This is a genomic window from Actinophytocola glycyrrhizae (assembly GCF_042653545.1).
GTDB classification, from domain to species: Bacteria; Actinomycetota; Actinomycetes; order Mycobacteriales; family Pseudonocardiaceae; genus Actinophytocola; species Actinophytocola glycyrrhizae.
On sequence record NZ_JBHSIS010000002.1, the window covers coordinates 1,152,518 to 1,177,253 of the forward strand.

Sequence of the window (24,736 nt, forward strand, 5' to 3'; positions counted from 1 at the left end):
ACCGGCGAGGTCAGTTGACCCCGAGGTCCCGGTCCACCAGGTCGAACAGCTCGTCGTTGGAGGCGGTGCCCAGGCGGGCAAACAGGTCGTCGGCGGCGGTCGTGCGCTGCCTGGCCAGCAGCGACTCCAGCCGCATCACCACGCGGACGCGGGCGACGTCGTCGTCGGCCAGCGCGGACAGGGCGGCGTCGAGCCGGTCGAGCTCGTCGGGTGTCGGGAGGTCCCCGCCGGCCGCGGCGGGTTCCGGTTCCAGCCGGTCGAGCAGGTACCGGGCGAGGACGGCCGGGGTGGGGTGGTCGAACACCAGCGTCACGGGCAGCCGCAGCCCGGTGGCCGCGGCGAGGCGGTCCCGCAGCTCGACCGCGGTCAGCGAGTCGAAGCCCGCCTCGCGGAAGGGCCTGCCCGCCGCGACGTCGTCTGCGCTGTCGTGGCGCAGCACGGCCGCCGCGCTGGCGCGGACCAGCCCGGTCAGCGTGCGCTCGCGCTCGGCCGGGGTCTGCCCGGCCAGTGTCCCGGCCAGTGTCGTCGCCAGCCCCGCGTCGGCGGCGGTCTCCTCGGCGTGGGCGGGGGCCGCGGCGTTGACCAGCCTGACCTCGGCCAGCTCGCCGATCAGCGGGCTGGGCCGCATGACGGTGAACGCCGGGGCGAAGCGGTACCAGTCGACCTCGGCGGCCGCGACGAAGGTGTCGTCGTGGTCGAGGGCCTGCTGGAGGGCGCGGACGGCGGGCCCCGGCTCGATCAGCGGGACGCCGCGGCGCAGCATCGGCTCGACCTCGGCGGCGTCGACCATGCCGCCGCCGTCCCACGGGCCCCACGCCACCGACAGGGCGGGCACGCCGTCGGCGCGGGAGCGCTGCGCGAGGGCGTCGAGGTAGGCGTTGCCCGCGGCGTAGCCGCCGTGCCTGCCCACACCCCACACGCCAGCGATGGACGAGAAGTGCACGATCGCGTCCACCTCGGCCGGGTCGAGCAGCTCCGTGAGGTGCCGTGCCCCGGCGACCTTCGCGCCCACCAGGCCGGCCAGGTCGGCGACCCCGGTGTGCTCGAGGCGCTCCAGGGTGCTGGCGCCCGCCGTGTGCATGACGGTGCGGACGGGCAGCCCCTGGGCCCGCAGGTCGTCGAGCAGGGCGGCGACGGCGGCGCGGTCGGCGACGTCGCAGGCGGCGAAGGTCACCGCGGCGCCCCGGGCGGCCAGGTCCCTGGCGAGTTCGTCGGCGCCGGGGGCGTCCGCGCCGCGCCTGCTGACCAGGACCAGGTCCTCGGCGCCGTTGTCGGCCAGCCAGCGGGCGACGTGCCCGCCGATGGCGCCGGTGCCGCCGGTGACCAGCACCGCGCCGCGCGGACGCCAGGTGCGGACCGGACCACCGCCGCTCGCACGGACGAGCCTGCGGGCCAGGAGCCCGCCGGGGCGCACGGCCAGCTGGTCCTCGCCGTCGTCGCGGGTGATCGCGGCGACCAGGCGGGCGGCGGCGCGGGTGTCCACCTCCTCGGGGAGGTCGACGAGACCACCCCAGTGCCGGGGGTGCTCCAGCGCCGCGACCCGGCCGAGGCCCCAGACCTGGGCCTGCTCGGGGCTGGCCGGGGCGTCCTGGGCGGCGGCGACCGCGCCCTGGGTCACGCACCACAGCGGGGCGCCGGGGTCGGCGTCGAGCAGGGCGTGCAGGAGGGTCAGGGTGGCGGCCAGGCCCGCGGGGAGGACGGGGTGCGCCGGGTGGGCGGCCGTGTCCAGTGCCAGCAGCGACAGGACACCGGTCCAGCCGCCGTCGCGCAGCCGCTCCGACAGGTCCGCGGCGTCGGCGGTGGCCGGGTCGACCACCAGGGTGTCCACGGTGGCCAGCCGGTCGCGCAGGGCGGCGGTGACTCCGGCGGCGACCGGGTGGCCGGCGTCCGGCGTGACGACCAGCCAGCGGCCGGTCAGGACCGGCGTGTCGGGTTCGGCGACCGGTTGCCAGGTGACCGTGTAGCGCCAGGCGTCCACGGCGGCCCGCTCACGCAGGCCGCGCCGCCAGGCCGACAGGGCCGGGAGCAGCGGGGCCAGTGCGCGGCCGGAGGCCAGGTCGAGCACGTCGGCGGCCTCGGCGGCGTCGCCCGACTCCACGGCGGACCAGAAGCGGCCCTCGGCGGCGGTGCCCGCCGGGGGCGGCTGCGCCGTCCACTGGTGTGGTGCCGGCCAGTAGCGCTTGCGCTGGAAGGCGTAGGTGGGCAGGTCGACGAGGGCGCCGCCGGGGAAGACGGTGGTCCAGTCCGGGCGGGCGCCGTGCACGTGGGCCTCGGCGAGGCTGGTGTGGAAGCGGCGCATGCCGTCCTCGTCGCGGCGCAGCGTGCCGACCACGCGTGCCTCCGCGTCGGTCTCCCGCACGGCCATCGCCAGGACGGGGTGCGGGCTGACCTCGACGAACAGCCGGTGCCCGTGGGCGAGCATGGCGGTGGTGGCCGCGTCGAAGCGGACGGTCTCGCGGAGGTTGGTGTACCAGTACTCGGCGTCCAGCCCTGCGGTGTCGATCTGCTCGCCGGTGACGGCGGAGTAGAACGGGAGGTCCGACGACCGGGGGGCGATGCCCGCGAGGTCGCGGCGCAGGCGGTCGCGGATCGCGGCGACCTGCGCGGAGTGCGACGCGTAGTCCACCGGGATGTGCTTGGCGCGCTCACCTTCCGCGGTGAACGTGGCGACCAGGTCGGCGAGCCCGGCTGGCGTGCCGGAGACGACGACCGACGCGGGGCCGTTGACCGCCGCCAGCTCGACCGCGCCCTGCCAGTGCGGGAGGCGGGCGCGGACCTGCTCGGCGGGCAGTGCGACCGAGACCATGCCGCCGCGGCCGGACAGCTCGTCGGCGATGGCCCGGCTGCGCAGGGCGACGACCTTCGCCGCGTCGGCCAGCGACAGCGCGCCGCACACGACGGCCGCGGCCACCTCACCCTGGGAATGTCCCACCACGGCGACGGGTTCGACGCCGCACGAGCGCCACAGCGCCGCCAGGGACACCATCACCGCGAACAGCAACGGCTGGACGACCTCGACCCGGTCGAGCCACCCGTCGTCACCACGCAGCACCGAGGACGGGACGAAGTCGACGTGCGGGGCCAGTGCGTGCTCGCAGGACTCGAAGGCCGCGAGGAACACCGGGGACGTGTCGAGCAGGTCGACGGCCATGCCCGCCCACTGCGAGCCCTGGCCGGGGAAGACGAACACCGGCCTGGTCCGGCCGCCGTCGGGGTTGATGGTGGTGCCGCTGACCACCGCGGCCGACGGGGTGCCCGCGGCCAGCGCGGCGAGACCGTCGAGCAGCTCGGCGCGGTCGCCGACCACGGCGGCCCGGTGCGCCAGCCCGGCGCGGGCGGCCAGGGTGGCGCCGACGTCGGCGGCCGGGAGGCCGGGGTGGGCGGCGAGGTGGGTGCGCAGGCGGGCGGCCTGGGCACGCAGCGCCTGCTCGCTGCTCGCGGAGAGCACCAGCGGGACCGGCCCGTCGGTCACCCCGGCTGTCGGCGCGGGCGCTTCCCCGGGCTCCTCGATGATCACGTGTGCGTTGGTGCCGCTGGCGCCGAAGGACGACACGCCCGCACGGCGCGGCCGGTCGCCGCGGCCCCAGGGGCGGGGCTCGGTGAGCAGCTCGACGGACCCGGCGGACCAGTCGACGTGGGTGGTCGGCGCGTCGACGTGCAGGGTCGCGGGGAGCAGCCCGTTGCGCAGGGCCAGCACGACCTTCATGACCCCGGCGACACCGGAGGCGGCCTGCGTGTGGCCGATGTTGGACTTCACCGAGCCCAGCCACAGCGGCTCGTCCCGGTCCTGCCCGTAGGTCGCGAGCAGCGCCTGGGCCTCGATGGGGTCCCCGAGGGTGGTGCCGGTGCCGTGCGCCTCGACGGCGTCCACATCGGACGGTGCGAGGCCCGCGCTGTCGAGCGCGGCCCGGATGACCCGCTGCTGCGCGGGGCCGTTCGGGGCGGTGAGGCCGTTGGAGGCGCCGTCGGAGTTGATCGCGGAGGCGCGGAGCACGGCGAGGACGGGGTGGCCGAAGCGGGCGGCGTCGGAGAGGCGTTCGACCAGCAGCACGCCCGCGCCCTCGCCCCAGCCGGTGCCGTCGGCGGCGTCGGCGAACGCCCGGCAGCGGCCGTCCTCGCTGAGCCCGGACAGGGTGCTGAACTCGACGAACGGGCCGGGGGTCGACATCACGGTGACGCCGCCCGCCAGCGCCATCGTGCACTCCCCCGCCCGCAGCGCCGACGCGGCCATGTGCAGTGCGACCAGCGAGGACGAGCACGCGGTGTCGACGGTGACGGCCGGGCCTTCCAGCCCGAACGTGTAGGCGAGCCTGCCGGAGAGGATGCCCGCCGTGGTGCCGCCGACCAGCTGGCCGGAGACGTCCTCCGCCGACGACGTCAGCACGTAGCCGTAGTCCTGGGCGTTGCTGCCGACGAACACGCCGGTGCGGCTGCCCGCCAGTGCGCGCGGGTCGACGCCCGCCAGCTCGAAGGCCTCCCAGCTGGTCTCCAGCAGCAGCCGCTGCTGGGGATCCATGGCTACGGCCTCGCGGGGGCTGATGCCGAAGAACGCGGCGTCGAAGTCGGCCGCACCGGTCAGGAAGCCCCCCGCACGCACGTAGGACGCGCCGCGCTCGCGGCCGAACAGCTCGTCGAGGTTCCAGCCGCGGTCGGCCGGGAACGGCGAGAGCGCCTCGCCGCCGTTCGCCAGCAGCTCCCACAGCTGTTCTGGGGTGGCGATGCCGCCCGGGTACCGGCAGGCCATGCCGATGATCGCGATCGCGTCGTCGTCGGTGGTGGCGGTGTCCCGGGTGACGGTGACACGGACCGGGGCGCTGTCGGCCACCAGTTCGGTGAGCAGGTGCGCGGCCAGCGCGCTGGGCTTGGGGTAGTCGAAGGCGAGGCTGGCGGGCAGGCGCAGACCGGTGGCGGCGGTGAGCCGGTCGCGGACCTCGACGGCGGTCAGCGAGTCGATGCCGAGGTCGGCGAACGACAGGCCGGGGGCGACGTCGGCGGGGCCGCGGTGGCCGAGCACGGCGGCGACCTCGGTGCGGACCAGGTCGAGGACGAGGTCGGCGCGCTCGGCGGCGGGCAGCGGCGCGAGCCGGCCAGCCCACCGGGTGCGGGCGTCGGTCCGGCCGCCGGTCCGGTCCTCGTCGCCGCCGGTCCCGGCGAGCACGGCGGCCGCCTCCGGCACGGCGGTGATGAGCGGGCTGCGCCGGGAGGTGCAGAAGATCGGCGCGAACACGGCCCAGTCCACGGCGGACACCACGAGCGTGGTCTCGTCGGCGTCGAGCGCCTGGCCGAGCGCGGACAGGCCCAGTTCTGGAGCCATCGGGGCCAGTCCCCACCTGGCGATGTGCTCCGCGGTCTCCCCCGCGGCCATGCCCTCGCCGGCCCACGGGCCCCAGGCGAGAGCGGTGGCGGACAAGCCGCGGACGCGGCGGTTCTCGGCGAGCGCGTCGAGGTAGGCGTTGGCGGCGCCGTAGGCGGCGGCGTTGCCGCTGCCCCAGATGCCGCCGATGGAGGAGAACAGCACGAACGCCTCGGCGTCGGGCAGCAGCTCGTCCAGGTTGCGCGCGCCGCCGACCTTGGCCGTCAGCACGTCGGCGAACTCGGCGAGGGTGACGTCGGTCAGCGGGGCGGACTCGGCGACGCCCGCGGTGTGCATGACGGCGGTGACCGGGTGGTCGGCCAGCACGCGGGCGAGCGCGTCCCGGTCGGCGACGTCGCAGGCCACGACGGTGGCGGTGACGCCGAGTTCGGCCAGTTCGGTGACGAGGTCGGCGGCACCGGGGGCACCCGGGCCGGAGCGGCTGGTGACGACCAGGTCGGTCGCGCCGCGCCCGGCGAGCCAGCGGGCGACGCGGCGGCCGAGTGCGCCGGTGCCGCCGGTGATCAGGACGGGACCGGCAGGCCGCCAGTCGCGGTCCGGTGCGGCGGCGGGGGCGCGGTGCAGGCGACGGCCGAAGGCGCCGGTGCCGCGCACGGCCACCTGGTCCTCGCCGCTGCCGCCCGCCAGGACGGCGGCCAGCGCGGCGCCCGCCCGGGTGTCGATGGTCTCCGGCAGGTCGACCAGGCCGCCCCAGCGGCCGGGCAGTTCCAGCGCGGCGACCCGTCCAGCGCCCCAGATCTGGGCGAGCATGGGGTCGGGGGCGGTGTCGGCGCGGCCGACGGCGACCGCGCCCCGGGTGGCGACCCACAGTGGCGCGTCGAGCGCCGCGATGCCGAGCGCCTGCAGCAGCACGACATTGGCGGCGAGGCCGGTGGCGGTCGGCCCGTACTCGGGGTGCGGTTCGGCGTTGCCGCCGAGCAGGGACAGCACGCCGTCCACGCCGTCGGCCGCGGTGACCGCGTCGAGCACGAGCCCGGCGACCTCCCAGCGGTCGTCCTCGGCGGGCAGCGCCAGCTCGACGACGGTCGCGCCGTGGTCGCGCAGGGCGTCGGCGGCCGGGTCGGTGCCACCTTCGGGGGTGACGACGAGCCAGGTGCCGAGGGCGTGCGGGGTGGGCAGGTCGGTCAGGGGCGCCCAGGTGACGCGGTAGCGCCAGGAGTCGACGGTGGTGGTGTCCCGGCGGCCCTTGCGCCAGCGGTGCAGGGCGGGCAGCACGGTGGCCAGGCCGTTGCCGGGGTCGAGCCCGAGGGTCGTGGCGACGGCCGCGGTGTCCTGGGCGTCGACCGAGCGCCAGAATCGTTCCTCGGCCGGGTCGGCGTTGGCGGTGCCCGCGCGCTCCGGCAGCCAGTAGCGGTCGCCCTCGAAGGGGTAGGTCGGCAGGTCGGTCAGGCGCCCGCCCCAGGGGGCGAACACGGCGGTCCAGTCGACGCGGACCCCGGCGACGTGCGCGGCGGCGAGCCCGCCGAGTGCGCATCCGACCTCGTCGCGGTTCCGGCGCTGCAGCGGCACGGCGCCCTCGACGTGCACGGACAGGGCGTTGTCCGGGCCCAGTTCGACGAAGGAGGTCACACCGTCCTCGCGGAGCGCGGCGACGGCGTCGGCGAACCGGACGGTGTCGCGGACCTGACGGACCCAGTAGGCGGGGTCGGTGACCTCACCGGGCAGCCGGATCGCGGGCTGGTGGTAGGTCAACGACCCGGCGACCGTCGCGAACTCGGCCAGCATCGGCTCCATCAGCCTCGAGTGGAACGCGTGCGACACCACCAGCCGCTTCACCCGGCGACCTTCGGCCCGCCAACGTTCCGCCAGGGCCGAGATCTCCGCCTCGGTCCCCGACACCACAAGCGAAGTGGGACTGTTCACCGACGCGACATCGACACCGGCTGGAACGTCCTCTTCGGACACTTCCGCCGCCAGCATCGCCCCACCGGCGGGCAACCCGGCCATCAACCGGCCCCGCGCCGACACCAGCGCACACGCGTCGTCGACCGACAGCACACCGGCCACGTGCGCGGCCGCGATCTCACCGATGGAATGACCGAGGACGTAGTCGGGAGCCAGGCCCCACGACTCGGTGAGCCGGAACAACGCCACCTCGAACACGAACAACGCCGCCTGCGCGTGCCGTGTCCGGTCGAGCCGTTCCTGGTCGTCCCACGGAATCCCGCCCAACCGCGCCGAAAGGTCCTCGACCACCCCAGCGAACACCGGGAACGCGGCACTCAGCTCGCGGCCCATCCCGGCCCGCTGCGAACCCTGGCCGGAGAACAGGAAGGCCAGGCGGCCGTCGGTGGCGGTGCCGCGGACCTGGCCGCCGCCCGCGGCGATCTCGCGCAGGCCGCGCAGGAGTTCGGTGCGATCGCGGGCGAGCACGGCCGCGCGGTGCGGCAGGGCGGCGCGGGACGTGGCGAGCGAGCGGGCGACGTCGAGGACACCGAGGCGGGGCCTGCCGTCCAGGTGGGCGACGAGCCGCTCGGCCTGCGCCCGCAGCGCGGTCTCGGAGCGGGCCGACACCAGGCACGGGACCGGCGTGGCAGGCTCGGCCGGCGCGGGCACGGTCGGGGTTTCCGGGGCCTGCTCGATGATCGCGTGGGCGTTGGTGCCGCTCATGCCGAAGGCCGACACCCCCGCCCGGCGGGGGCGGCCGGTGGCCGGCCACACCTGGGTCTCGGTGAGCAGGTCGATGCCGCCCTCGGTCCAGTCGACGTGGCTGGCGGGCTCGGCCACGTGCAGGGTCGGCGGGAGCAGTCCGCGGCGCAGCGCCAGCACGGTCTTGATCACGCCGGCGACACCGGCGGCGGCCTGGGTGTGGCCGATGTTCGACTTGACCGAGCCCAGCCACAGCGGCCGCTCGCGCTCCTGCCCGTAGGTCTCGATGAGCGCCTGCGCCTCGATCGGGTCGCCGAGCCTGGTGCCGGTGCCGTGTGCTTCCACGGCGTCCACATCGGACGGCGCCAGCCCGGCCGCGGCGAGTGCGGCGGCGATGACCTTGCGCTGGGAGGGCCCGTTGGGGGCGGTCAGACCGCTGGAGGCGCCGTCGGAGTTGATCGCGGAGCCGCGGATCACCGCGTGCACCCGGTGCCCGGCGCGCAGCGCGTCGGAGAGGCGGGCCAGCAGGAGGACACCGGCGCCCTCGCCCCAGCCGGTGCCGTCGGCGGCGTCGGAGAACGCCTTGCAGCGCCCGTCGCCCGCCAGGGCGCCCTGCTTGCCGAACTCGCTGAACAACCCGAGCCCGGCCAGGACGGACACGCCGCCCGCCAGTGCCGTCTCGCTCTCGCCGGCCCGCAGGGACTGGCAGGCGAGGTGGATGGCGACCAGGGAGGAGGAGCACGCGGTGTCCACCGTGACCGCCGGGCCCTTGAGACCGAAGACGTAGGCGACGCGGCCGGACACGACGCTGGCGGCGCTGCCGGTGAGCAGGTGGCCTTCCGCGGTGTCGGGCAGGTCGGCCGCGGTGGCGTAGGCGGAGGAGCCCGCGCCGAGGAACACGCCGGTCTGGTGGCCGCGCAGCGACAGCGGGTCGATCCTGGCGTCCTCCAGCGCGGACCACGCCGTCTCCAGCGCCAGCCGTTGCTGCGGGTCCATCGTCAGCGCCTCGCGGGGGCTGATGCCGAACAGTGCGGCGTCGAAGCGGTCGGCGTCGGCGAGGAACCCGCCGCGCAGGCCCATCGCGTCGCCAGCGGCGGTGTCCCAGCCACGGCCCTCCGGCAGGCCGGTGACGGCGTCGCCGCCGTCGGCGACCAGCCGCCACAGCGCCTCCGGGTCGGCGACCCCGCCGGGGAAGCGGCAGCCCATGCCGATCACGGCGATCGGCTCGGGTGCCGCGCCACGCGCCTCGGCAAGCTCCCTGCGGGTCTCGGCGAGGTCGGCCGTGACCTTCTTCAGGTACCGCAGCAACTTCTCTTCGTTGGTCACGACACACCAAGCTCTCTGTCGATGTAGTCGAAGACGTCGTCGACCGAGGCGGCCTCGAGCCGCTCGGCGACACCATCACCGGTCACGGCGGGGCGGGTGAACCGCCGCAGCCGCTCGGCCAGCGCGGCCGGGTCCAGCCCGCCTGCCAGCAGCGCGTCGAGCTCGGTCGTGAGCCGGTCCAGCGGGTCCGCCTGGACCGGGACCTGCTCGCCGCCGAGGCGTTCGAGCAGCCGTTCCGCGAGGTCGGCCGGGGTGGGATGGTCGAACACGAGCGTCGCGGGCAGCCGCACCCCGGTGGCGTCGGCGAGCCGGTTGCGCAGTTCGACCGCCGTGAGCGAGTCGAACCCGAGGTTCTTGAACGACTGGTCCGGGCCGATCGCCTCGGCGGTGCGGTGCCCGAGGACGGCGGCGGCCTGCGAACGCACCCGGTCGAGCAGGGTGCGGCGGCGCTCGGCCGCGGGCAGCCGGGCCAGGTGGTCGGCGAACGATATTTCCACCGCGCCGGCCGCCGCGCCGGTCGTCGTGGCGGCGATCCGGCGGGACCGCGGGGCGACGAGCCCGCGCAGCAGGGCCGGGACCGGGTCGGTGCGGCGCACCGCGGCCAGGTCCAGGTGCATGGGGACCAGGTGGGTGTCCTGTGTGGCGATCGCGGCGTCGAACAGCGCCATGCCGTCCTCGGCGGTGATCAGCTCGCCCGCCCTGGCCCGGTCGCGGTCGGACAGGTGCCCGGTCATCGTGCTCGCCTGCGCCCACAGGCCCCAGCCGAGTGAGACGGCGGGCAGTCCGATGGCGCGGCGGTGGGCGGCCAGGGAGTCCAGGTAGGTGTTGGCGGCGGCGTAGTTGGCCTGGCCTGGCGAGCCGATGGTGGCCGACGCCGACGAGAACAGGGCGAACAGGGCGAGGTCGGCGGTCGCGGTCAGCTCGTGCAGGACGGCGGCGGCGGTCTTCGGGCGCATGACCGCCGCGGTCCGCTCCGGCGTGAGCGTCTCCAGGACGCCGTCGTCGAGGACGCCTGCCGCGTGCACCACGCCGGTCAGCGGGTGCCCGGCCGGGATGGCGGCCAGCAGCGCGGCGAGCGCGGCGCGGTCGGCGACGTCGCAGGCGGCGACGGTGGCGTGCGCACCGAGGGCGGCCAGGTCGGCGACGAGTTCGGCGGCGCGGGGGGCGTCGGGGCCGCCGCGGCTGGTCAGGACCAGGTGCCGCACACCGTGCGCGGTGACGAGGTGCCGGGCGAGGATGCCGCCCAGCGTGCCGGTGCCGCCGGTGACGAGGACCGTGCCGCCGGGGTCGAGGCGCCGGGGGAAGGTCAGCACGTTCTTGCCGGTGTGGCGGCCCGTGGCCATGTGGCGGAAGGCGGTGGCGGCGTCGCGGACGTCCCAGCCGGTCACCGGGAGCACCTGCAGGGCGCCCTCGTCGATCAGCCTGGTGATGGTGACCAGCATGTCCGCGATCCGTTCGGCGCCCGCGTCGGCGAGGTCGAACGCGCGGTAGGTGACACCCGGGTGGTCGGCGGCGACGGCGTCCGCGTCGCGGATGTCGGTCTTGCCCATCTCGATGAACCGGCCGCCCGCGGCGAGCACCTCCAGTGACGCGTCGACGAACGGCCCGGTCAGCGAGTTGAGGACCACGTCGACGCCCCGGCCGTCGGTGGCGGCGCGGAAGGCGAACTCGAAGTCGGTGTCGCGGGAGGAGGCGATGTGGTCGTCGTCGAGGCCCATGGCACGCAGCACGCCGTGTTTGGCCGGGCTCGCGGTGGCGTAGACCTCGGCGCCGAGGTGGCGGGCGATCTGCACGGCGGCCATGCCGACCCCGCCCGCGGCGGCGTGCACCAGGACCGTCTGTCCTGACTGGACACCGGCGAGGTCGGCGAGGCCGTGGTAGGCGGTGAGGAAGACCGTGGGGACCGAAGCCGCCTGCGCGAAGCTCCACTCCGGACGCATCGGGGCCAGCATCGACCGCTCGGTGACGGTCACCGGGCCGAAGCCGTCGGCGAACAGGCCGAACACGCGGTCGCCGGCGCGCAGGTCGGTGACGGCGGAGCCGGTCTCCAGCACGACGCCCGCGCCCTCGGTGCCCATGCCGGTCTGGTCGGGCACCACGCCCAGCGCGATGGCCACGTCGCGGAAGTTCACGCCCGCCGCCCGCACGCCCACCCGGACCTGGTCGGGACCGAGGTCGGCGGTGGCGCCGGGCGCGGGGACCGCGGCCAGGTGGTCGAGGGTGGCGCCGCCCGCGACGTCGACGCGCCACGGGTCGGCGGGCAGCGCGATGCCTGCCGGGGTCGCCTGGGCCAGCCGCGGCGCGAGCAGGCCGCCGCCGCGGACCGCGAGGCGCGGCTCGTCGGTGGCGGCGAGCGCGTCGAGCAGGCCGGGCAGCGGGGTGTCGTCGAGGTCGACGAGGCGGAAGCGGCCGGGGTTCTCGGTCTGGGCGCTGCGGACCAGGCCGTGGACGGCGGCCCCGGCGAGGTCGCGGACGTGGTCGCCGGGTGCGGCGGCCAGCGCGCCGCGGGTCAGCACGGCGAGGACGGTCCCCGCGAACCGCTCCTCGGCCAGCCATGCCTTGGCCAGGGCGAGTGCCGTCGTGGCGGCGGCGACCGGGTCGGTCTCCTCGCTGGTCCACAGGACGGCGTCGGGCAGGTCGGCGCCCGCGTCGACGGCCTCGGCCATGGCGGCCGGGTCCGCGTACCAGGCGACGACCCCCAGGGCGGCGGTCATGCTCTCGGCGAGGCCCCCGGTGTCGGCGCCGACGACGGCGACGCGCTCCGGCGGGCGGCCCGCCGGGGTGACCGGGGTCCAGTCGACGCGGTAGAGGGAGTCCGCGCCGGCTCGGGCCGAACCGGCCGGGCGCAGGGTGAGCGAGTCGATCGCGGCGACCGGGTTGCCGAGCGGGTCGGCGACGAGGACCGCGACGGTGTCCGGGCCCACGGCGGTGATCCGGGCCCGCAGAACGGTCGCGCCCCTGGCGTGCAGCGACACCCCGGCCATCGCGAACGGCAGCAGCGCGCCGGAGAGCAGCCCGCCTGCACCCGCGGCGTGCAGCGCGGCGTCGAGCAGGGCCGGGTGGAGGCCGAAGCGGGCGGCGTCGGCGTGCGCGGCGTCGGGCAGGACGACGTCGGCGTAGACGGTGTCCGCCGCCCGCCACACGGCCCGCAAACCCTGGAAGGTCGGGCCGTAGCCGTAACCGGCGGCGTCGAGGTCGGCGTAGAGGCCGGTCACGTCGACCGGCTCGGCCCCGGCCGGCGGCCAGTCGGCGAGACCCGTGGGGGCGGCGGGCTGGTCGGGCGACAGGGTGCCCGCGGCGTTGCGGGTCCAGTCGGCGTCGCGGTCGGCGGCCGGTCGCGAGTGGACGGTGAAGCGGTCCTCGTCGAGCCGGACCTGGATGGTGACCGCGCCCGCCGCCGGGATGACCAGTGGCGCCTGGAGGGTGAGGTCGTCCACCTGACCGAGGCCGGTGGCGGCGCTCGCGCAGAGGGCGAGGTCGGCGACGGCGGTGCCGGGCAGGACCGCCGTGCCGTGCACGGCGTGGTCGGCCAGCCACGGGTGGGTGGCCAGTGACAGCGTGCCGAGCCAGATGGCGCCCGCGCCCGCCACCGGGACGGCGGCGTCGAGCAGGGGGTGGTCGGCGGGGTCGAGGGGGACCTCGCGCCTGGGGCGCGGCCAGTACCGCTCGTGGTCGAAGGCGTAGGCGGGCAGCGGGACGGGCGCGGTCTCGGGCAGCACGGCCGACCAGTCGACCGGCAGGCCGCGCACCCACGCCTGCGCCAGCGCGGTGAGCCAGCGCTCCCGGCCACCGGACTCGCGGCGCAGCGTGCCGAGCACCACACCGTCGCCCGCCAGGGTCTCCTCGACGCCCACGGTCAGCACCGGGTGCGGGCTGACCTCGACGAACGTGTCGCGGCCCCGGTCGCGGACGGCGGCGACGGCCTGGTCGAAGCGGACGGTGCGGCGCAGGTTCTCGTACCAGTACCCGGCATCGAGTCCCGTGGTGTCGAACTCGCCGCCGGTGAGGGCGGAGAAGAACGGCACCTGCGCGGCGCGGGGACTGATGCCCGCGAGGGCGGTGTGGAGCTCCGCACGGATCAGCTCCACGTGCGCGGAGTGGGAGGCGTAGTCGACGGGGACGCGGCGGGCCCGGTCGGGAGCGGCCGCCAGCAACGACTCCAGCGCGTCGGCGTCCCCGGAGACCACAGTGGACAGTGGACCGTTCACGGCCGCGATCCCGATCGCGTCGCCCCACGGCGCGATCAGCTCGGTGACGGCGTCCACCCCGGCGGCGACCGACACCATGCCGCCGCGGCCGGACAACACCGCCCCGATCGCCTTGGCACGCAACGCGACCACCGCCGCGCCGTCCTCGACGCCCAGTGCCCCGGCGACGACCGCGGCGGCGATCTCGCCCTGCGAGTGGCCGACGACCGCGGCGGGCCGCACCCCGGCCGAACGCCACAGTGCGGCGAGGCCGATCATCACCGCCCACAGCGCGGGTTGCACGATGTCGACCCGGTCGGGCACGCCGTCACGCAGGACGTCGAGCAGCGACCAGTCCACGTGCGGGGCGAGCGCGCGCTCGCAGTCCTCGATCGCGGCACGGAACACCGGTTCGGTGTCGAGCAGTTCGGCGGCCATGCCCGGCCACTGCGCGCCCTGTCCGGGGAAGACGAACACGACTCCACCGGTGTGCCTGGCCGTGCCGCGGACCAGGCCGGGTGCCTCGGCGTCCTCGGCGAGGGCGGCGAGCGGCACGCGTGGGTCGGTCTCGCCCGCGACGACGACGGCGCGGTGGTCGAGTGCGGCGCGGCCGGTGGCCAGGGTCCAGGCGATGTCCGCGGGGTCGCCCTCGACGGTGCGCAGGCGGGTGGCCTGCGCACGCAGGCTGCGCGCGGTGTTGGCGGAGACCACCCAGGCGGTCGGGCCGGGGACGGCAGCGGCAGCGGCCGCTGTCTCGGGGGCTTCCTCGATGATCACGTGGGCGTTGGTGCCGCTGACCCCGAAGGAGGAGACACCTGCCCGGCGGGTTCTGCCGGTCTCGGGCCACGAACGGGACTCGGTGAGCAGCTCCACCGCGCCCGCCGACCAGTCCACCTCGGGGGTGGGGGCGTCGACGTGCAGGGTGGGCGGCAGGGTCCGGTGCCGCAGGGCCTGCACCATCTTGATCACCCCGGCGACACCGGAGGCGGCCTGCGTGTGGCCGATGTTGGACTTCACCGAGCCCAGCCACAGCGGCTCGTCCCGGTCCTGGCCATAGGTGGCGAGCAGTGCCTGGGCCTCGATGGGGTCCCCGAGGCGGGTGCCGGTCCCGTGTGCCTCGACGGCGTCCACATCGGACGGCGTCAGCCCGGCGGCGGCCAGCGCGGCCCGGATGACCCGCTGCTGCGACGGCCCGTTCGGGGCGGAGAGGCCGTTGGAGGCACCGTCCTGGTTGACCGCGGAGCCGCGGACGACGGCGAGCACGGGGTGGCCGTTGCGGGCGGCGTCGGAGAGGCGTTCGAGCAGCAGCACGCCGACGCCCTCGCCCCAGCCCGCGCCGTCGGCCGACGCGGCGAACGCCTTGCAGCGACCGTCGGCTGCCACGCCGTTCTGCCTGCTGAACTCGGTGAAGATGCCGGGCCGGGCCATGACGACCACGCCACCGGCCAGCGCCATGCCGCACTCCCCCGCCCGCAGCGCGGCCGCCGCGAGGTGCAGCGCGACCAGCGACGACGAGCACGCGGTGTCCACGGTGACCGCGGGCCCTTCGAGACCGAAGGTGTAGGAGACGCGACCGGAGACCACGCTGGCGGCGCTGCCGGTGGCCAGCTGGCCCTCGACGCCGTCACCGGACTCGGTGAGCACGGACAGGTAGTCCTGGCTATTGGTGCCCGCGTACACCCCGGTGCGGCTGCCGCGCAGCGACAGCGGATCGATCCCGGCGGACTCGAAGACCTCCCAGGCCGCTTCGAGGAGCAGCCGCTGCTGCGGGTCCATCGCGAGGGCCTCGCGGGGCGAGATCCCGAACAGGGCGGCGTCGAACTCGGCGGCGGTGTGGACGAAGCCGCCCTCGGTGGCGTGTGAGCTGCCCGGCCGGTCGCGGTCCTGCGCGGCCAGCCAGTCCAGGGGCCAGCCCCGGTCGGTGGGGAACGGTCCGATGCCGTCGCGGCCGTCGGCGACCAGTTGCCACAGGTCCTCCGGCGAGGCGACGCCGCCGGGGTAGCGGCAGCTCATGCCGATGATCGCGATGGGGTCGTCGCCCGAGGGGACCGCGGCGGGCAGGGCACCGGTGTCCTCGACGCTGTCCGTCTCGCCGAGCAGTACGGCGAGGTGGGCGGCGAGAACACGGGGGCTGGGGTGGTCGAAGACCAGGGTCGCGGGGAGCGCGATGCCGGTCAGCGCGGTGACGCGGTCGCGGAGCTCGACGGCGGTCAGCGAGTCGAAGCCGAGTTCGGAGAAGGCGCGGTCGGGCTCGACGGCGTCGCCGCGCGCGTGGCCGAGTACCTCGGCGGCGGCGGAGCGGACCAGGTCGAGCAGGACCTCGTCCCGGTCGCCCGCCGCGAGTTCGCGGTGCAGGTCGGCCGCCCCGGCGCGGTCCGGTCCGGCCGGGGCCGGTGCGGCGGCCTCGGGCAGCGCGGACAGCAGCGGGCTTGGCCTGCCGGAGGTGAAGGCGGGGGTGAAGGCGGCCCAGTCGATGTCGGCGACGACGATCGGGCCGAGGTCGTGGTCCACCGCGTCGGCGAACGCGGCAGCGGCGGCGACCGGGTCCATGGCGGACAGGCCGCGGCGGCGCAGGGTGTCCTCGGCGCCCTCGGCGGCGAGCATGCCCGCCCCGGCCCACGGACCCCACGCGATAGCGGTGCCGGTGCGGCCCAGCGCCCTGCGGCGCTCGACCAGGACGTCGAGGTAGGCGTTGGCGGCGGCGTAGGCGCCGTGACCCGCGCTGCCCCACACCCCGGAGATGGACGAGAAGACGACGAACGCCTCGGCTTCGGGGAGCAACTCGTCCAGGATGCGCGCACCGTCCACTTTGGCGCGCAGCACGGCGGCGACCTCGGCGAGCCCGGTGTCGGCGACGGCCTGCTGGTCGACGGCGCCCGCGGTGTGCACGACGGCGGTGACGGGGTGCTCGGCGAGGAGGGCGGCCACGGCGTCGCGGTCGGCGATGTCGCAGGCGGCCACGGTGACGCGGGTGCCGAGCGCGGTCAGCTCGTCGGTCAGTTCGCCCGCGCCGGGGGCGGCCGGGCCGCTGCGGCTGGCCAGCACCAGGTGCTGTGCGCCGCGCTGCGCGAGGAGCCGCGCGACCTGGGCACCGAGGGCGCCGGTGCCGCCGGTGACCAGGACGGTGGCCGGTTGCCACGGGGTGGCGGTGCCGGTGAGCGGGGCCCGGCGGACGCGGCGGGCGAAGAGGCCGGAGCCGCGTACGGCGACCTGGTCCTCGGTGCCGTCGGCGAGGACCGCGGCGACCCGCTCGGCGGCGCGCCGGTCGAGGGTGGCGGGCAGGTCGAGCAGCCCACCCCAGCGGCGGGGCTGTTCCAGGGCGGCGACGCGGCCGAGGCCCCACACCTGCGACTGTTCGGCGCTGGGCGCCGGGTCGAGCCTGCCGACGTGCGCGGCGCCGGTCGTGGCCGTCCACAGTGGAACGTCGAGCCGGGCGGCCTCGATGGCCTTGATCAGGACGATGGTGGCGGCCATGCCGGTGGTGAGGCCCGGGTACTCCGGGTGCGGGCCGGTGCCGGTGCCCAGCAGGGACAGCACACCGGCGAGGGCGCCGGACCCAGCACAGTCGAGCAGGTCACCGGCGACCTGCCACGGGTCGGTGTCGGCCGGGTCCACCACCAGCCCGCGCACGTCGACGCCGACGGCGCGCAGCGGGGCGGCCAGGTCGGGTGTGCCGCCGGGCGGGGTGACCAGCAGCCAGGTGCCCGACGGGACGGCGGCGCGGTCGGCGACCGGGGTCCACTCGGCGCGGTAGCGCCAGGCGTCGGCGGCGGACCGGCGGGCGGCGGTGGCGCGCCAGGCGGAGAGCGCGGGCAGGACGGTGGCGAGGGTGTCGTCGTCGAGGCCGAGTGCGGTGGCGACGGCCGCGGTGTCGGCGCGTTCGACGGCGGCCCAGAAGCCCGCGTCCTCCGCGGGGACGGTGGCGGCGGGCACGAGGGGGTCGGCGGCGAAGGTGTCGAGCCAGAACCGCTTGCGCTGGAAGGCATAGGTGGGCAGGTCGACGGTCCTGCCCGCGGGCGCGACGGTGCGGGCCCAGTCGACGTCGGTGCCGGACACCCAGGCCGCGGCGACGCCCGCGAGCACGGCGCGGACCTCGTCCTGGTCGCGGCGCGCCAGCGGGACGGCCTGGTCGACGTGGGCGGACAGGGCGGCGTCGGGCCCCAGCTCCAGGAAGGTGGTCACCCCCTCCTCACGGACCCGCGCGACCCCGTCGGCGAACCGGACGGTCCGCCGCACCTGGTCCACCCAGTAGGCGGGATCGGTGACATCTCCGGGAACGACGACAGGGATGCGTGGCTGGTGGTAGGTCACCGACCCGGTGACCGTCGCGAACTCGGCCAGCATCGGCTCCATCAGCTTCGAGTGGAACGCGTGCGACACCGCCAACCGCTTCACCCGGCGGCCTTCCGACCGCCAACGCCGTTCAAGAACGTCGATCTCGTCCCCGGCGCCGGACACCACAAGGGAAACCGGGCTGTTCACTGCCGCGATGTCGACACCGGCCGGAACGTCCTCCTCGGACGCTTCCGCCGCCAGCATCGCCCCACCGGCGGGCAGCGCCTGCATCAGGCGACCACGGGCGGAAACCAGCCGGCAGGCGTCGTCCAACGACAGCACACCGGCCACGTGCGCGGCGGCGATCTCGCCGATCGAATGGCCCACCAGGTAGTCGGGAGTGACGCCCCAGGACTCCAGCAGACGGAACAACGCCACCTCGAACGCGAACAGCGCCGCCTGGGCGTGCCGCGTCCGGTCGAGCCGTTCCTGGTCGTCCCACGGGATCTCGCCGATCCGGGCGCTCACCGCGGCGAGGGCCTCGGCGAACACCGGGAACGCGGCGCACAGCTCCCGGCCCATCCCCGCACGCTGCGACCCCTGACCGGAGAACAGGAAGGCCAGGCGGCCGGGGCGGGTGTCGCCGACGACGGCGGCGTCGGCGGGCCGCTCGCCAGCCGACACGGCGGTCAGCGCGGTGGCGGCGGAGCGGGGGTCCCCGGCCAGGACGACGGCACGGTGGGCCAGGTCGGCCCGGCCGGTGGCGAGGGTGAACGCGACGTCCACAGTGGACAGGTCGGCGGTGGCGACGCGGGCGCCGATGGCGGCGCACTGGTCGGCGAGCGCGGCCGCGGTGCGTGCCGACACCGGCCATGGCACCAGAGCGGGCACCAGGGCGGGCGTGGTCTCGGCGACCGGCGCCACCTGCTCGGTCGCGGGCGCGGCCTCCAGGACGACGTGGGCGTTGGTGCCGCTGACCCCGAAGGAGGACACGCCTGCCCGGCGAGGTCTGCCGGTCTCCGGCCAGGGGCGGGCCTGCGTGAGCAGTTCGACCGACCCGGCCGTCCAGTCGACGTTCGTTGCGGGGGCGTCGACGTGCAGGGTCCTCGGCAGGACACCGTTGCGCAGCGCCATGACCATCTTGATGACGCCCGCCGCACCCGACGCGGCCTGGGTGTGGCCGATGTTCGACTTGATCGAGCCGAGCCACAGCGGCTCGTCGCGGTCCTGGCCGTAGGCGGTCAGCAGGGCCTGGGCCTCGATCGGGTCGCCGAGGGTGGTGCCGGTGCCGTGCCCCTCGACGGCGTCCACCTCGGACGGTCCCAGCCCGGCGGCGGCCAGCGCGGCGCGGATGACCCGCTGCTGCGACGGACCGTTGGGCGCGGTGAGGCCGTTGGAGGCGCCGTCGGAGTTGACCGCCGAGCCGCGCACGACGGCGAGGACCTCGTGGCCGAGGCGGCGGGCGTCGGAGAGGCGCTCCACCAGCAGGGTGCCCACACCCTCCCCCCAGCCGGTGCCGTCGGCGGCGTCGGCGAAGGACGCGCAGCGGCCCGCGGTGGCCAGGCCGCGCTGGGTGCTGAACTCGGCGAACAGGTCGGGGCTGGTCAGCACGGACACGCCGGCGACGACGGCCTTGTCGCACTCGCCCCTGCGCAGCGCGGCGGCGGCGAGGTGCAGGGCGACCAGGGCGGACGAGCAGCCGGTGTCGACGGTGAGGGCGGGACCCTCGAGGCCGAAGGTGTAGGCGACGCGGCCGGACATGACGCTGGCCGAGGTGCCGGTGATGTAGTGGCCCTCCAGCCCGGCGGCCACGCGCATGCCGACGCCGTAGCCGGAGGTGGAGGCGCCGACGAACACACCGGTCGCGCTGCCGTGCAGGGAGTGCGGGTCGATGCCCGCCCGCTCCAGCACCTCCCAGGCTGCCTCCAGCAGCAGGCGCTGCTGTGGGTCCATGGCGACGGCCTCGCGCGGGGAGATGCCGAAGAGGTCGGCGTCGAAGCCGGTGGCGTCGTGGACGAAACCGCCCTCGGGGGTGAACCCGGCCGCCGGATCGACCTCCCAGCACCGGTCGGCGGGGAACGCGCCGATGCCGTCGACCCCGGTGGCCACGACCTGCCACAGGTCCTCGGGAGTGCGGATGCCCGCGGGGAACCGGCAGGCCATCGACACGATGACGACCGGGTCGTCGTGGTCCGCGGCCGCGATCGTGACCGGCGCGCCCGTGTCCTTCCCGGACTCGCCGGTCAGCTCGGCCAGGAGGTGGCGGGTGAGGGCCAGCGGGGTCGGGTGGTCGTAGAGCAGGGTGACGGGGAGCTTGCGGCCGAGCGCGGCGGCGAGCTTGTTGCGGGTGCCGACGGCGGTCAGCGAGTCGATGCCGACCTCCTTGAACGGCCTGCCGGGCTCGACCGCGTCGGTGTTGTCGTAACCGAGGGCGCTGGCGGCGCAGCGGCGGACCAGTGCCAGCACGGCGTGCTTGCGCTCGGTGGGCGGCAGCGCGCGCAACCGGGCGGCCTCGTCGTCGGCAGGCTCGTCGTCGGTGACCGGCCCCGCCGGGACCGGGGTGCGGAGGTCGGCGATGAGGGCGCTGGGGCGGACGGCGGTGAACGCCTCGGCGAAGCGGTCCCAGTCGACGTCGGCGACGGTGAGGGCGGAAGCACCTTCGTCCACAGCGGCGGCCAGTTCCGCGACGCAGCGGGCGGCGGGCATGGGGGTGAAACCACGACGGCGCAACGAGTCCTGGACGCCGTCGCGGGTGGCCATGCCGCCGCCGTCCCACGCGCCCCAGGCGATGGCGGTGGCGGGCAGGCCCGCGGCGGCGCGGTGCGCGGCGAGCGCGTCGAGGTAGGCGTTGGCCGCGGAGTAGGCGGCCTGGCCGCCGCTGCCCCACACCCCGGCAACGGACGAGAACAGCACGAACGCCTCGGCGTCGGGCACCAGCTCGTGCAGGTGGGCCGCGCCGAGCACCTTGGCGCGGCTGCCGTCGGCGAAGTCGGGCAGTTCCAGGTCGGTCAGCGGCATCGACGGGTCGGTGCCCGCGGTGTGCACGACGGCGGTGACGGGGTGCTCGGCCAGCAGCGCGGCGAGCGCGTCCCGGTCGGCCACGTCGCAGGCCGCGACGACCGCGTCGGCGCCGAGGTCGGCGAGGCGGGCGACCAGGTCGGCGGCGCCGGGGGCGGTGGGACCGCGGCGGCTGGTCAGTACCAGCTTCCGCACGCCGCGGCCGGCCAGCCAGGCGGCGACCTCCGCGCCGAGGGCGCCGGTGCCGCCGGTGACGAGCACGGCACCGGAAGGGGTCCACGGCTGCGCGGGCGCGGCGGCGGGGGCGCGGCGGAGCCTGCTTGCCAGGACGCTCGCGCGAACGGCGAGCTGGTCCTCGCCGGTGGCGCCGAGGGCGGCGGCGAGCAAGGCGCCGGTGGTGGTGTCCTGGCCGGCGGGGAGGTCGATCAGGCCGCCCCACCGGCCGGGGTGCTCGAGGGCGGCGACCCGGCCGAGACCCCAGACCTGGGCCTGCGCCGGGTGGGCGACGGTGTCGCCGGGGGCGGCGGCCACGGCGCCCGCGGTCGCGCACCACAGCGGGACCGCGATCTCGGTGTCGGTGAACGCCTGGATCAGGGCGACCGTGGCACCGACGCCGGTGGTGACGGCCGGCTCGTCGGGGTGCGGGGTCTCGTCGAGGGCGACGAGGGAGAGCACACCCGCGAGGTCGGGCAGGGTCGCGGCGGCGTCGTCCAGGAGGGCGGAGATCGCCCAGCGGTCGAGTTCGGCGCGGTCGAGTGCCACGGTGTGGACGTCGAGGCCCTCGGCACGCAGGGCGGCCACGTACGCGGCGGACCCATAGTCGTCGGCATCGTCGTCGGCATCGTGCTCGGACGGGGACGTCACGACGAGCCAGCTACCGCCCGCCGCGGTGGCGGTGACCGGCTGCCACTCGACGCGGTAGCGCAGGCCGCCGCGCGGGGTGCTCTCGCTACGCCGCCACGCGGACAGGGACGGGAGCAGGTCGCGGAGCGGTGTGTCGCCGGGGACGTCGAGCATGGCGGCCAGGCCGTCGAGGTCGGCGCGCTCGACGGCGTCCCAGAACGCGGAGCGGTCGGGCCCGGCGGCGGTGGGGGCGTCGAGCCAGAAACGGGTGCGCTGGAAGGCGTAGGTGGGCAGGTCGACGGTCGGGCCCGCGGGCAGGACCTCGGCCCAGTCGACGGCGACGCCGTGCACCCAGGCCTCGGCGAGGGCGGTGAGCCAGCGGTCCTGGCCGCCGCGGTCGCGGCGCAGCGTGCCGAGCACGGTGCCGGGCTGGTCGATCGCCTGCAGGGTCTCCTCCAGCGCGGAGACCAGGACGGGGTGGGCGCTGACCTCGATGAAGGTCGTGCGGCCGTCGGCGGCCAGCGCCCTGGTCGTCTCGTCGAACCGGACCTGCTCGCGGAGGTTGCGGTACCAGTACTCCGCGTCGAGCGTCGCGGTGTCCACGACGGACCCGGTGACCGCGGAGTAGAACGGGAGCTCCGACGCTCTCGGCGCGATGTCCGCGATGGCGGCGAGCAGCTCGTCGCGCAGCACCTCGACGTGTGCGGTGTGGCTGGCGTAGGCGCCCGCGACGCGGCGGGCGCGGAGGTCCCGGCGCTCGCATTCGGCCAGCAGTTCCTCGACGGCGGCGCGGTCGCCCGCGACGGTGGTCGACAGCGGTCCGGAGCGGGCGGCCACGCTGAGCGCGTCCGCCCAGGGGGCGATCAGTGCCTCTGCTTCCCCGGCGCCGAGGTTCAGCGACACCATGCCGGTGCGGTCGCCGAGGTGCTCGGCGGCGATCCTGGCTCGCAGCGCGACGATCCGGGCGCCGTCGGCCAGGCTCAGCCCGCCGCTCACGACGGCGGCGGCGATCTCGCCCTGGGAGTGGCCGACGACCGCGGAGGGCACCACACCCGCCGAGCGCCACAGGGCGGCGAGCGCGACGTGGACCGCCCACAGCGCGGGCTGCAGGACGTCGACGCGGTCCAGCGACGGGCCGTCCCCGAGCAGTACGGCCGTCAGGGACCAGTCGGTGTGCGGGGCCAGGGCGGCGGCGCACTCCTCGATGCGGGCGCGGAACACCGGCTCGGTGTCGAGCAGCCCGGCGGCCATGCCCGCCCACTGTGAGCCCTGGCCGGGGAAGACGAAGACGATGCCGCCGCGTCCGGGGTCACCCGCGCGGCGCAGCACGCCGGGGGTCTCCTCGTTGGCGGCGAGCGCGGCGAGTCCGGCGCGCAGGGTGTCGGTGTCGGCGCCGAGGACGACGGCGCGGTGGTCGAGGGCGGCGCGGGTGCCCGCCAGCGAGCGGGCCACGTCGACCGGGTCGGCGTTCGAACGGTCCACATGGGACAGGAGGGCGGCGGCCTGCGCGGCGAGCGCGTGCCTGGTGCGGCCGGAGACCACCCAGCCAAGCAGCTCGGGCCGGGGTGCCTCCTCGACCGGCTCGGCGGGCTCCTCGGCCGGGGCCTCCTCGATGATCACGTGCGCGTTGGTGCCGCTGACGCCGAACGAGGACACACCGGCGCGGCGGGGTTCCGCCTTCTTCGGCCAGGGCCGGGTCTCGGTCAGCAGCTCGACCGCGCCCGCCGACCAGTCGACCTCGGGGGTGGGCGCGTCGACGTGCAGGGTCCTGGGCAGCGACTCGTTGCGCAGCGCCATGACCATCTTGATGACCCCGGCGACACCGGCCGCGCCCTGGGCGTGGCCGAGGTTGGACTTGACCGAGCCGAGTCGCAGCGGCTCGGTCCGGTTCCTGCCGTAGGTGGCCAGCAGCGCCTGCGCCTCGATGGGGTCACCGAGCCGGGTGCCGGTGCCGTGCGCCTCGACGACGTCCACATCGGACGCGGCGACGCGGGCGGCGGCCAGGGCGGCGCGGATGACCCGCTCCTGCGACGGCCCGTTCGGCGCGGAGAGCCCGTTGGAGGCACCGTCCTGGTTGACCGCGGAGCCGGTGACGACGGCCAGAATGGGGTGACCGTTGCGGCGGGCGTCGGACAGGCGTTCGAGCATGAGCACGCCCGCGCCCTCCGACCAGCCGGTGCCGTCGGCCGCGGCGGCGAACGCCTTGCAGCGGCCGTCCTGCGCCAGGCCGCGCTGCCTGCTCAGCTCGGTGAAGATGTCGGGGTTGGTCATGACCGTGACGCCGCCCGCGAGCGCGAGGTCGCACTCCCCCGCCCGCAGCGCGGCCGCCGCGAGGTGCAGCGCGACCAGCGACGACGAGCACGCGGTGTCCACCGTGACCGCGGGCCCCTCGAAGCCGAAGGTGTAGGAGACGCGGCCGGACAGGACGCTGCCTGCGTTGCCGGTCAGCAGGTGGCCCGCGCCGTCGGGGAGTTCGCGGACGCCGAGGCCGTAGCCGGAGGTGGCGGCGCCGACGAAGACGCCGGTGCGGCTGCCGCGCAGCGCGACGGGGTCGATCCTGGCGCGCTCGACGGCCTCCCAGACGACCTCCAGCAGGAGCCGCTGCTGCGGGTCCATGGTGAGGGCCTCGCGGGGGCTGATGCCGAACAGGCCCGCGTCGAAGTCGGCGACGTCGTCGACGAAGTTGCCCACCCGCACGTAGCTGGTGCCGGGGTTCTCCGGGTCGGGGTGGTAGAGGCGGTCGAGGTCCCAGCCGCGGTCGGCGGGGAAGGCGCCGATGGCGTCGCGGCCCTCGTCCAGCAGCCGCCAGAGTTCCTCGGGGGTGTTGGTCCCACCGGGGAAGCGGCAACCCATGGCGGTGATCGCGATCGGCTCCCGCTCGCGGGCCTGCGCCGCCGACAGGCGCCGCCGGGTCTGGCGGAGGTCGGCGGTGAGCCGCTTGAGGTAGTCGAGGTACTTCTGGTCGTCCGCCACTGACACGTCACCTCTCCAGGCAGGCGAAGGCATCCCGCACCCATCCGCGCACCCGGGTCGGCCACCGCTTTCACCGTGCTGAAACGTTGTGGCACCGGGCTTTTCGGACGTTGAGGCGACCATATGAGCGGCCAGAACCCCGCAGACACCC

General features: G+C 76.1%; 1 protein-coding gene and 1 pseudogene. Both read right to left on the reverse strand.

The window, feature by feature from the left end:
* Positions 1-10: 10 nt before the first annotated feature.
* A pseudogene (locus ACFPCV_RS05115) lies at positions 11-9,277 on the reverse strand (type I polyketide synthase); the annotation flags it as partial.
* A gap of 8 nt (positions 9,278-9,285) precedes the next feature.
* Positions 9,286-24,591, reverse strand: a complete 15,306-nt coding sequence (locus tag ACFPCV_RS05120; protein ID WP_417281549.1) for a type I polyketide synthase — start codon at positions 24,589-24,591, stop codon at positions 9,286-9,288.
* Between the last annotated feature and the right edge of the window lie 145 nt (positions 24,592-24,736).